Annotated in this window: 9 protein-coding genes; 5 read left to right on the top strand and 4 right to left on the bottom strand. The window is 72.1% G+C overall.

Annotated elements, in window-relative coordinates; genetic code table 11:
* Positions 1–472: 472 nt before the first annotated feature.
* The 4 genes from J2X65_RS06740 to hemC form a co-directional block, all read right to left on the bottom strand.
* Positions 473–2,077, bottom strand: a complete 1,605-nt coding sequence (locus tag J2X65_RS06740) for a heme biosynthesis HemY N-terminal domain-containing protein (RefSeq protein WP_310199587.1) — start codon at positions 2,075–2,077, stop codon at positions 473–475.
* On the bottom strand, positions 2,074–3,501 hold the full coding sequence (locus J2X65_RS06745; protein ID WP_310199589.1) for a hypothetical protein: 1,428 nt from the start codon (positions 3,499–3,501) through the stop codon (positions 2,074–2,076). Before J2X65_RS06745 ends, J2X65_RS06740 begins: the two co-directional genes overlap by 4 nt.
* Positions 3,502–3,589: 88 nt before the next feature.
* On the bottom strand, positions 3,590–4,291 hold the full coding sequence (locus J2X65_RS06750; RefSeq protein ID WP_310199591.1) for a uroporphyrinogen-III synthase: 702 nt from the start codon (positions 4,289–4,291) through the stop codon (positions 3,590–3,592).
* Positions 4,292–4,356: 65 nt separating this feature from the next.
* The gene (gene hemC / locus J2X65_RS06755; RefSeq protein WP_310199593.1) at positions 4,357–5,331 is read right to left on the bottom strand and encodes a hydroxymethylbilane synthase; all 975 of its coding nucleotides are present in this window, start codon (positions 5,329–5,331) and stop codon (positions 4,357–4,359) included.
* Between the two features lie 62 nt (positions 5,332–5,393).
* Here hemC and tsaD point away from each other — a divergent pair, with 62 nt between their 5' ends.
* The 5 genes from tsaD to acs all read left to right on the top strand — a co-directional run bounded on the left by tsaD (position 5,394) and on the right by acs (position 10,624).
* Positions 5,394–6,473, top strand: a complete 1,080-nt coding sequence (gene tsaD, locus J2X65_RS06760; protein WP_310199595.1) for a tRNA (adenosine(37)-N6)-threonylcarbamoyltransferase complex transferase subunit TsaD — start codon at positions 5,394–5,396, stop codon at positions 6,471–6,473.
* On the top strand, positions 6,470–7,459 hold the full coding sequence (locus J2X65_RS06765; RefSeq protein WP_310199597.1) for an NAD(P)H-dependent glycerol-3-phosphate dehydrogenase: 990 nt from the start codon (positions 6,470–6,472) through the stop codon (positions 7,457–7,459). Before tsaD ends, J2X65_RS06765 begins: the two co-directional genes overlap by 4 nt.
* Before the next feature lie 2 nt (positions 7,460–7,461).
* Complete coding sequence (locus J2X65_RS06770) at positions 7,462–7,878, top strand: EVE domain-containing protein (RefSeq protein WP_310199599.1); 417 nt, start codon at positions 7,462–7,464, stop codon at positions 7,876–7,878.
* Positions 7,842–8,540: a class I SAM-dependent methyltransferase gene (locus J2X65_RS06775; RefSeq protein ID WP_404977674.1), complete on the top strand. Its 699-nt coding sequence runs from the start codon at positions 7,842–7,844 to the stop codon at positions 8,538–8,540. Before J2X65_RS06770 ends, J2X65_RS06775 begins: the two co-directional genes overlap by 37 nt.
* 128 nt (positions 8,541–8,668) lie before the next feature.
* On the top strand, positions 8,669–10,624 hold the full coding sequence (gene acs, locus J2X65_RS06780) for an acetate--CoA ligase (protein ID WP_310199603.1): 1,956 nt from the start codon (positions 8,669–8,671) through the stop codon (positions 10,622–10,624).
* Positions 10,625–10,831: the final 207 nt, after the last annotated feature.

The following is a 10,831-nucleotide window of genomic DNA, read 5'->3' on the forward strand; positions in this document are numbered from 1 at the left end:
CCCAGCCAGAACGGGACTTCCGGAAAGAACGTGTTTCGCGCGGGCGCTGCGTCGGCGCCGCACCGGATGGATGCAGGTCAGGACGGATGTACTCCGGCTTGCATCGTGCCCGCCGGCCGCCTGACGAGCGGCTGGCCTTCTGGCGGGGGCGTTTCCCGGCAGGGTGAAAGTCGCGGCGGTCTCCGTTTCGTATGGATTCTCGCTGGAGAGAGGCGTCGCACCACGGGTGTGGCGGCCTCGATCGTCGTCGGCCTCACCCTGCCGGGCTCTCCGCTCAGAACGGGACTTCCGGCAAGAACATGTTTCGCGCGGGCGCTTCGTCGGCGCCGCACCGGATGGATGCAGGTCAGGACGGATGTACTCCGGCTTGCATCGTGCCCGCCGGCCGCGTGACGAGCGGCCGGCCTTCTGGCGGAGACCTCTTCATCCCATCACGGACGTCGACATCGGCCGCCGGTGGCCCCTTGAGGGCTCACACCCCGAAGGTCGGCCGCTTGGCACTGGTGCCGTCTTCCGGATAGGGCTCAGGTCCCGGATCGTCCGGCCGATGCGGCTCGGCGATCACGCTCGCGGGCACCGCGCGCACCAGCTGCGGCTTCGCCGGCGGCGACGCCGATTCGGGCGTGGGCACCGGTGCCGGCTCGGGCTTCGCCACGGCCTCCGGCTTCGGCACAGGCGCGGCGTCGATCACCGATGCGGCAGCGGCCGTCGCGGCGGCTTCCTGTGCCCGGCTCTCCAGCACCGCGGCGATCGCCGCCTTGGCGCGCTCGGCCTCATTCTCCAGCAGCGGCGTCGCCGCCACGCCCGGCGGCAGCTGCCACTGGAAGGCGTCGAGCTTGCCGGTCACCGGCGAGATCGGCGCCCAGTGCTCGGAGACCACGCCATCCGCCACCCAGGCGGGATCGCGTAGCGCCCGCACCGCCCGCGCGGTCCATTCGCGCGCCTTGCCGAGATCGCCGGCCTCCGCCGCTTCCAGCTCCGCCATCAGCAGGCAGGCCCGCTGCGTCGGCGCGGCGGTCAGCGGGGCCAGCGCCGTGCGCGCCACCGGGAATTCCTGCGCGTCGATGGCGGCACGGGCGAGGGTCAGCGCGCTCTCGGCGTGCTCGGGCACCCGCGAGGTGAGCGTGCGCACCCGCTTCAGCCGCTCGCGCGCGGCGTCGCCGGGGCGCAGATGCAAATAGGCGTCGGCGAGGCCGGGATGCGGCGTCGCCGCATAGGCGGTCTCGAGGATCTTCGCCGCCTTGCGGGTGTCGCCGGCCGCCCCGAGCAGCCGTCCCGCCACCTCGGCGGCCGGCACCAGCGTCGGCGCGAGCCGGGTCGCTTCCACCGCTTTCTCCCGCGCCACCGCCGGCTCGGAGAGCTCCAGCGCCTGCGCCTGGGCGGCCAGCAGCACCGCCCGGCGGCGCCGATGCGCGGCGCGGTCGAGCCCGCCATGCGAGGCCTCGCGCTCCAGCATGGCGAGCGCGCCGGCGAAATCCCCCTTCACGCAGCGCGCCTCGATCACCGCGTCCGCCGCCCAGGCAAGTCCGGGCTCATGCCGGGCCGCCTCTTCGGCGGCGACCAGCGCCGAGGCGGCATCGCCGCGCCGCCGGGCTTCCATGTGCAGGCCGCGCAGGCCGAGCAGACGGGTGGCCGGCGCCTCGGTCATGGCGCGGAAGGCCGCTTCGGCAGAAGCCGAATCGCCCGAGAGCTGCGCCGCCTGCGCCGCGAGCAGCTGCGCCAGCGGCTCGCGGCCGAGGAAGCGCTCGGCATCGTTGGCCGCGCGCCGGGCGCCGATGGCGTCGCCGGAGCCGACGGCGATCAGCCCGCGGGTGACCGCCGCGAAGCCGCGGTTGCGCCGCCGGCTGCGCCAGGAAAACGCCAGCATTTCCGGCGAGCGCAGGATCACCCGGATCAGTGTCCACAGCAGGATCGCCGCGGCCAGCAGCACCAGGAGCCCGCTCGCCGCCACCAGCACGCTGGTCTCGATGTGCCAGCCCTGCCAGTCGATGGCGACCGCGCCCGGCCGGTCGGCGAGCCAGGCTATGCCGAAGGCGACGACGCCGAGGACGAGGAGATAGATGACAAGGCGGATCACGGCGTTCTCCCGGCGATGTCGGCGATCAGCTGGCGTTTCACCCCGGCGACGGTGGCAAGCGCGGCCTGCCGCGCCTCCATGGCGCCGATCACCGCGGCGAGCTTCTGCTTCGAGGCCTCGGGCAGGCCGCCCAGGACCGTCAGCGCCTCGGCGACGTCGCCGCGCCCGAGCGCGTCCTGCGCCGCCGCGATCGCCGGCTCGCTGGAAGCTTCGGCGGCACCGCTGTTGCGGCGCACGGTCACCAGCGACGAGGCGCTGTTCCACAGCTTGTCGACGATGCCGGCATCGGCGGGCGCCGCGGCGCCCGCGCCTGCGCCCGCTGCCGGGGCCGGCGCCTCGGCCAGCGCCGCCTTCAACCGTCCGGCCAGGACCGGCCCGGCCGGCAGCCCGGTCAGCGCCGCGGCTTCCAGCGCCGAAAGCCCGGCCGCCTGGTCGCCGAGCAGTGTCCGGCTCGCCTGCAATTCGGTCTCATAGGGCACGCCGGCGGCGATGGCCGCCTCCAGCGCCCCGAGCGTCGCCAGAGCCGCCGCGGCGCGGGCCGCCTGCGTCCCCGCCTGGCGCTGCGCCGCCACCTCATTGATCCGGCCTTCCAGCGCCGCGATGCGCGCCTCCGCCTGCTGCACCGCTTCCGGCGAGGCGGCGGGAGCGGCGACAGGCGCCGGTGCCTCGGCCAGCGCCGCGATCCGGCTGTCGGCCTCGGCGAGCTTGGCGTCAGCGGCGGTCAGCCCGCCCTCCAGCGCCTCGATGCGCGCGGTCAGCTCCGCCGGCACGCTGGCGACAACCGTCGGCGCGGCCGGCGCCGGCTGGCCCGGCTGCGCTTCCAGCTGCTCGACGCGCTGGCGCAGGTCGAGCGCGCGCGCCTCGAGATCGGTGATCGAATCGATGTTCTGCTCGGCGCTGTAGAAGGTCGATACCAGCGCGAACGCCACGGCGCCGCCCATCAGCCCGGCGGCCAGCGCCAGGATCGACGCCCCGATCAGCCCGAGCGACTGCCGCTTGCGGCCCTTCTCGGAGGCCGCCAGCCCGGCGCCGGCGGCGTCCGCCGCAGCCGCCTGCGGTTCCGGGCGCGGCGGCGGCGGAGTCAGGTCCTTTGCCGGCAGATCGAGGGTGACCGGCCGCCGGCGCGGCACGGCCGGCGCGACCTCATTGGCCGGGTCCAACGGCTCGGCCTCGGCCGGAGGCGCCGCGACGGGCGGTTCCTCCGGGGATTTGCGGGGCTTGGAGGTCGCGGCGCGCGCGCCCGGGCCGATGGCGGCCGCCTCGGCCGGCGCCGGCTCCCCGGGCAAGGGCGCGGTGGCCGGTTCGCCGGCGGGGAACGCGAGATCAGGGTTCAGCACGCCGGGCGTCGAGGCCGCGGCATTGGCCGCCTCGGACGGCGCCTCTTTCTTGGCGGGGTCTTGCTTTGGCGCATATCGCTTGGCCACCGTGCGTCCCTCTTCCGCTCGTTACCACCAGTCCATCCGGGATAGACCGCCCGTCCGCCCACCGCAACCTCCCGGCCGGGAGGATGGTCTACGCTGACAATAACGCGAAAAGCGCGTTTTCGTTTGGTGCTGCGGCAATCCGCACCGGCCAGCCCGCCGCAGCCAGCGGCGCGGCGACCTTGGGCGAGAAGCACAGATGCGTGACGCGCCCCAGCGCGGGGGAGATGCCGGCCTCCGCCGCCCGCGCCACCAGCGTCGCCGCCGTGCGCGGCGAGAAGTGAAAGGCTGCGTCGATCTGCCCTCTCCGCGCCGCCGCGATCGCCGCGCCCGACAGCGCCGGGGCCGGCACCGCGCGATAGAGGGTGAACAGATCCACCGCGATGCCGTCCGCGGCCAGCGCCGCCCCGAGATCGACCGCCCGGTCCTCGCCGCAAACATGCAGCAGCCGCGCCCCGCGCGGCAGGCGCGCGCGCAGCAACGCCGCCAGCGCCGCCCCGTCGCCACCGGCCGCCTGCGGCGCGGCGCCTTCGGGCGCCGCCTGCGCGGTGCGCCAGCCCACCGTGTAGAGCGGCAGGTGCTTCAGCGCCGTCCATTCCGCCCGCGCGCCCAGCGCCCGCGCGCCGTTGACGCTGGTGAGCGCCAGCGCGTCGGGCCGTGCCTCCGGCAACCGCGCCCCGCGAATCGCCTCGATGATGAGCATCGGCTCGACGAGCGCCTCATGCCCGGCGGCCGCCAGCCGCGCCGCCGTGGCGTCGGCGTCGGGCTGCGGCCGCGTCACCAGCACCCGCATAGGTTCACTCCGGCGAGGTCGCGCGCAACGGGCGGTCCGCGGGCAGGAAACGCGACCGGCTCACATCATCCTCCGAACAGCCCGGCGGGCAGCATGCGCTTCATCTCGCCTCCCCAGCGGCGGCCGAGCTCCACCGCCTCGGCAGCCGACCCGTGGCGGACGATCTCGTAATAGGCGCTGCCATCCGGCGACAGCACCATGCCGCGGAAGCTCAGTTCCACCCCATCCACCTCGGCCAGCCCGCCGATCGGCGTGCGGCAGGAGCCGTCGAGCTCGGCGAGATAGGCCCGCTCGACGCTGACGGCGAGCCCAGTCCGGCCGCAGGCCACCGGGGCCAGCAGCGCGGCGACCTCGTCATCGCCGTCGCGTGTCTCGATGGCGACCGCCCCCTGCCCCACCGCCGGCAGGAAATCCGCGGTGCCGAGCAGCGCGCTGGCGCGGTCCTGCAGCCCGAGCCGGGTCAGTCCGGCCATCGCCAGCAGGGTGGCGTCGAACGCGCCGCTGTCGACCCTGCCGAGCCGGGTCTGCACATTGCCGCGCAGCAGCGCCACCTCGAGATCCGGCCGCAGCCGGCGCAGCTGCGCCTCACGGCGAAGTGACGCGGTGCCGACCCGCGCCCCGCGCTTCAGGCTGGCGAGCGGGTGGCCCTCATGCGGCGCCTGGCCGGCCGGCAGCACCAGCGCGTCGCGCACATCGGCGCGGGGCAGGTAGCCGCCGAGGATCAATCCGTCCGGCAGCGCCGTCGCCATGTCCTTGGCCGAATGCACCGCGAGGTCGATGCGCCGGTCGAGCAGCGCTTCCTCCAGCTCCTTGGTGAACAGCCCCTTGCCGCCGGCCTGCGCCAGCGCCCGGTCGGTGATGGCGTCGCCGGTGGTTCGGATCACCTCGATCGCGACCACGCCTTCCTCCCAGCCATGCGCCTTGAGCAGGGCGTCCCGCACCGCCTGCGCCTGCCACAGCGCCAGCGGGCTGCCGCGCGTGCCGATCCGGAGCCTGGGCTCGGTCGGCCGGGGGGTCTCATGTGGAAGCGATTGCGTCATGAGGTCCTGCGATGCTAGCGGTTCGTCAGCGGTTCAGAACACCGCCCACCCATGGAAAGTCAATGAGCGATCTTCTGCTGCTCGGCATCGAGACCACCTGCGACGAGACGGCGGCGGCCGTGGTGCGCCGGCGCGAGGACGGCAGCGGCTCGATCCTGTCCAACATCGTGCTGTCACAATTCGACGAGCATGCGGCCTATGGCGGCGTGGTGCCGGAGATCGCCGCCCGCGCCCATGTCGAGGTGCTGGACGACGTGATCGCCCGTGCCCTGCGCGCCGCCGGCGTCACCCTCGCCGATCTCGGCGGCATCGCCGCCGCCGCCGGGCCGGGATTGATCGGCGGCGTCATCGTCGGACTCACCACCGCCAAGGCGCTGGCGCTCGCCGCCCGCAAGCCGCTGGTGGCGGTCAACCATCTCGAGGCGCACGCTTTGACCGCGCGGCTGACGGATTCGGTGCCGTTCCCCTATCTGCTGCTGCTGGTCTCCGGCGGGCACACCCAGCTGGTCTGCGTCACCGGCGTCGGCCGCTACGAGAAGCTCGGCGGCACCATTGACGACGCCATCGGCGAGGCCTTCGACAAGACCGCCAAGATGCTCGGCCTGCCCTATCCCGGCGGCCCGGCGGTCGAGCGCGCCGCGCTCGGCGGCGACCCGAACCGCTTCGCCCTGCCGCGCCCGCTGCTCGGCCGGCCGGAGCCGAACTTCTCGCTGTCCGGCCTCAAGACCGCGGTGCGGCTGGAGGCGCTGCGGATCGCGCCGCTGTCGGATCACGACGTGGAGGATCTCTGCGCCGGCTTCCAGGCTGCCATCGTCGATGTCGTCACCGATCGGGTGCGCTACGGGCTGCGCGCCATGCGCGAGCGCGGCCATGCCCCGAGCGCGCTGGTGCTGGCGGGCGGCGTCGGCGCCAATCAGGCAGTGCGCCGCGCCCTGCACAAGGTGGCGGCCGATGGCGGCACCCGCCTCGCCGTGCCGCCGCCGGAACTGTGCACCGACAACGGCGCCATGATCGCCTGGGCCGGCGCCGAGCGCCTCGCCCTCGGCCGCCGCGACGGCCTCGACTTCTCCCCGCGCGCCCGCTGGCCGCTGGCGGAGGTCGATGCCGCCCAGGGCGCCGCCGCCACCGCGCCGGCCGCATGAGCGCGCGCTTCCGCCGCATCGGCGTGGTCGGCGCCGGCGCCTGGGGCACGGCGCTGGCCAATGCCGCCGCACGCGCCGGCCGGGAGGTGGTGCTGTGGGGCCGCGACCGGGCGGCAATGGAGGCCATGGCCCGCACCCGGCGCAACGAGCCCCATCTGCCCGGCGTCGAGCTCGCCGCCGCGGTCGCGCCCTCCACCGCGCTGCACGCCCTGTCGGAGTGCGACGCGGTGCTGCTGGTGGTGCCGGCGCAGGCCAGCCGCCAGGCGGCGGCAACCATCGCCCCGCAGCTGAAGGACGGCACGCCGGTGGTCACCTGCGCCAAGGGGATCGAGCGCGGCACCTCGCTGTTCATGACCCAGGTGCTGGCCGAGGCCTGCCCGCGCGCGGTGCCGGGCATCCTCTCCGGCCCCAGCTTCGCCGCCGATGTCGCCGCCGGCCTGCCGACCGCCGTCACCCTGGCGGCGCAGGATTTCGGCCTCGCCGAGGCGCTGTGCACCGCGCTGGGGTCGCCCTCGTTCCGGCTCTATCACAGCGACGATGTGCGCGGCGTGGAGATCGGCGGCGCGGCGAAGAACGTGCTCGCCATCGCCGCCGGCATCGTCGGCGGGCGCGAGCTTGGCGCCAGCGCCGCGGCGGCGCTGATCGCCCGCGGCTTCGCCGAGCTGTCGCGCTTCGGCCGCGCCTATGGCGCCCGCCCGGAAACGCTGACCGGACTGTCGGGGCTGGGCGACCTCATCCTCACCTGCTCGTCGCCGCAGTCGCGCAACTACGCGCTCGGACTCAGCCTTGGCAGCACCAACCAGTTCCCCCCCAGCGGCAAGCTTGCCGAAGGCGCGTTCACCGCCTCGGTGCTGGTGGCGATGGCGGAGCGGGCCGGCATCGACATGCCGATCGCCAGCGCCGTCGAGGCGGTGCTGTCCGGGCGCGACGACATCGAACAGGCGATAGGCTCGCTTCTGGCGCGGCCTCAGAAAGCGGAAGGCTAAGCATGGCGCACTGGCTCTACAAATCCGAGCCCTTCAAATGGTCCTGGCAGAACCAGCTCGAGGCCGGCGCCAAGGGCACCCATTGGGACGGCGTGCGCAACCATCTGGCCAAGCAGCAGCTTCTGGCGATGAAGCGCGGCGATCGCGGCTTCTTCTACCACTCCAACGAGGGCAAGGAGATCGTCGGCATCGTCGAGGTGATCAGGGAAGCCTATCCCGATCCCTCCGACCCGACCAGCAAGTTCGTCATGGTCGACATCAAGGCGGTGGAGGGCCTGCCCAAGCCGGTGACGCTCGCCGCCATCAAGGCCGAGCCGCGCCTTGCGGACATGGCGCTGATGCGCTTTTCCCGGCTCTCCGTGCAGCCGGTCACCGATGAGGAATGGGACATCGTCCTGTCCATGGCCGGGGCCAAGTGACGGAACGCATCCGCGACCCCGAAGCCTTCATCCGTGCGGAAACCCTGCCGCGCCCGGTGCCGCTGGTGCCGGAGATCCGGCTCTATGTCGCCGACGAGGCGGTACCGATCTGGCAGCGCACCGAGGAACAGCTCGGCGAGATCGGCCTGCCGCCGCCGTTCTGGGCCTTCGCCTGGGCGGGCGGCCAGGCGCTCGCCCGCCATGTGCTGGACAACCCAGACATCGTGCGCGGCAAGCGGGTGCTCGATTTCGCCGCCGGCTCCGGCCTGGTGGCGCTCGCGGCCCGCCGCGCCGGCGCTCTCGTGGTCGAGGCCGCCGACATCGATCCGTTCGCCCGCGCCGCCATCGCGCTCAATGCCGAGTTGAACGGCCTCGATGCCATCACCCCCTGCCGGCACGATGTCCTCGGCCGCGACGAGGGCTGGGAGGTGGTCCTGGCCGGCGACATCGCTTATGAGCGCGATCTTGCCGCCGAGGTGTTTTCCTGGCTCGAAGCGCTCGCCGCACGCGGCGCGGCGGTGTGGATCGGCGATCCCGGCCGCAGCTACCTGCCGCGCGAACGGCTGACATGGGTCGCCGAATATGGCGTGCCGGTCTCGCGCGAGCTGGAAGACGCCGAGATCAAGCGCTCCTCGGTCTGGCGGCCGGGCATCGCCGGCTAGACGCATCCGGGCGACTACATACCGACCAAAGTCTCGCGCCTCCCATGCTTGTCGCGAGCGGGCCGTCTGCCCATAATTCCTCGGAAGCAAGATAAGGCGCACCAGCGCAGGGGTGAAGGAAAACGCCAATGTCCGAAAAGATTTACGACGTTCCGACCGCATGGGCGCAGCGGGCGTTTCTCGACGATCATGCCTATCGGGCCAAGTATGAGGCCTCGGTGCACGATCCGGAGGCGTTCTGGGGCGAGGAAGGCAAGCGGATCGACTGGTTCGAGCCTTACACGGTGGTGAAGAACACCTCTTTCGCGCCCGGCGCGGTGTCGATCAAATGGTTCGAGGACGGCGTCACCAATGTCGCCTGGAACTGCATCGACCGGCATCTGGAGAGCCGGGGCGATCAGGTCGCCATCATCTGGGAGGGCGACGATCCGTCCCAGTCGCGCAAGATCACCTATCAGGAACTGCATGACGAGGTCTGCCGCTTCGCCAACGTGCTGCGCAACCGCAATGTCGAGAAGGGCGACCGCGTCACCATCTACCTGCCGATGATCCCCGAGGCCGCCTTCGCCATGCTGGCCTGCGCCCGGCTCGGGGCGGTGCATTCCATCGTCTTCGCCGGTTTCTCGCCGGACAGCCTGGCGAGCCGCATCCGCGACTGCGATTCCAGGGTGATCATCACCGCCGACGAAGGCCTGCGCGGCGGCCGCAAGGTGCCGCTGAAAGCCAATGTCGACGCGGCCATCGCCAAGGTGGAAGGCGGTGTCGACCACGTGATCGTGGTCAAGCGCACCGGCGGCGCCGTCGAGATGGAGCCCGGACGCGACGTCTGGTACCACGCCGCCGCCGATCTGGTGACCAGCGAATGCCCGGCGACGCCGATGAACGCCGAGGACCCGCTGTTCATCCTCTACACCTCCGGCTCCACCGGCACGCCGAAGGGCGTTCTTCATACCACCGGCGGCTATCTCGTCTATGCGGCGATGACGCATCAATACGTCTTCGACTATCACGAGGGCGATATCTACTGGTGCACGGCGGATGTCGGCTGGGTCACCGGCCACAGCTACATCGTCTACGGCCCGCTCGCCAACGGCGCCACCACGCTGATGTTCGAGGGCGTGCCGAACTACCCGACCAATTCCCGCTTCTGGGAGGTCATCGACAAGCACCAGGTGAACATCTTCTACACCGCCCCCACCGCCATCCGCGCGCTGATGCAGGCGGGCGACGAACCGGTGAAGAAGACCTCCCGCGCCTCGCTGCGCCTGCTCGGCTCGGTCGGCGAGCCGATCAATCCGGAAGCGTGGGAATGGTATCACCGCGTGGTCGGCGACGACCGCTGCCCCATCGTCGATACCTGGTGGCAGACCGAGACCGGCGGCATCCTCATCACCCCGCTGCCCGGCGCCACCAAGCTGAAGCCCGGCTCGGCGACGCGGCCGTTCTTCGGCGTCGTCCCGCAGGTGGTGGATGCCGAGGGCAAGGTGCTGGACGGCGCCTGCGAGGGCAATCTCGTCATCGCCGACAGCTGGCCCGGCCAGATGCGTACGGTCTATGGCGACCATGAGCGCTTCATGCAGACCTATTTCTCCACCTATCCCGGCAAGTACTTCACCGGCGACGGCTGCCGCCGCGACGCCGACGGCTATTACTGGATCACCGGCCGGGTCGACGACGTGATCAACGTCTCCGGCCACCGCATGGGCACGGCGGAGGTGGAGAGCGCGCTGGTCGCCCATGCCAAGGTGTCGGAGGCGGCGGTGGTCGGCTATCCGCACGACATCAAGGGCCAGGGCATCTATGCCTATGTGACGCTGATGTCCGGCGTCGAGCCCAGCGAGGAACTGCGCAAGGAGCTGGTCGCCTGGGTGCGCCGCGAGATCGGCCCGATCGCCTCGCCGGACCTCGTGCAGTTCGCCCCCGGCCTGCCCAAGACCCGCTCCGGCAAGATCATGCGCCGCATCCTGCGCAAGATCGCCGAGGACGAGTTCGGCAATCTCGGCGACACCTCGACGCTGGCCGATCCCGGCGTGGTGAACGACCTCATCTCCCAGCGGCAGAACAAGAAGCACGCGGCGGCGTAGCCGGCTGGGGCGTACGATATTGAAAGTCAGTCAACACTGACTTGATCCTTCTTCGGGAACCGGGACTGCATTTGCGCATCCCCGGCCCCTCCGGACGAGAAGGAGATGGAGAGTGCCGGTCTCCATCTCTCCCACCGGAGATCGATTGAGAGCTTCACCCTCATTTCGGCCTCCGATTTAGCCGGGCAAACCGCCCGGCTCCTCATC

This window comes from Ancylobacter sp. 3268, assembly GCF_031456575.1.
In the GTDB taxonomy this organism is placed as follows: Bacteria; Pseudomonadota; Alphaproteobacteria; order Rhizobiales; family Xanthobacteraceae; genus Ancylobacter.

What these genes read in the sequence shown, in the direction of transcription:
- hemC (WP_310199593.1), bottom strand. Translation starts at nt 5,331, where the DNA reads ATGACGCAATCGCTTCCACATGAGACCCCCCGGCCGACCGAGCCCAGG.
- J2X65_RS06770 (WP_310199599.1), top strand. Translation starts at nt 7,462, where the DNA reads ATGGCGCACTGGCTCTACAAATCCGAGCCCTTCAAATGGTCCTGGCAG.
- acs (WP_310199603.1), top strand. Translation starts at nt 8,669, where the DNA reads ATGTCCGAAAAGATTTACGACGTTCCGACCGCATGGGCGCAGCGGGCG.
- J2X65_RS06750 (WP_310199591.1), bottom strand. Translation starts at nt 4,291, where the DNA reads ATGCGGGTGCTGGTGACGCGGCCGCAGCCCGACGCCGACGCCACGGCG.
- J2X65_RS06775 (WP_404977674.1), top strand. Translation starts at nt 7,842, where the DNA reads ATGGGACATCGTCCTGTCCATGGCCGGGGCCAAGTGACGGAACGCATC.
- J2X65_RS06765 (WP_310199597.1), top strand. Translation starts at nt 6,470, where the DNA reads ATGAGCGCGCGCTTCCGCCGCATCGGCGTGGTCGGCGCCGGCGCCTGG.
- tsaD (WP_310199595.1), top strand. Translation starts at nt 5,394, where the DNA reads ATGAGCGATCTTCTGCTGCTCGGCATCGAGACCACCTGCGACGAGACG.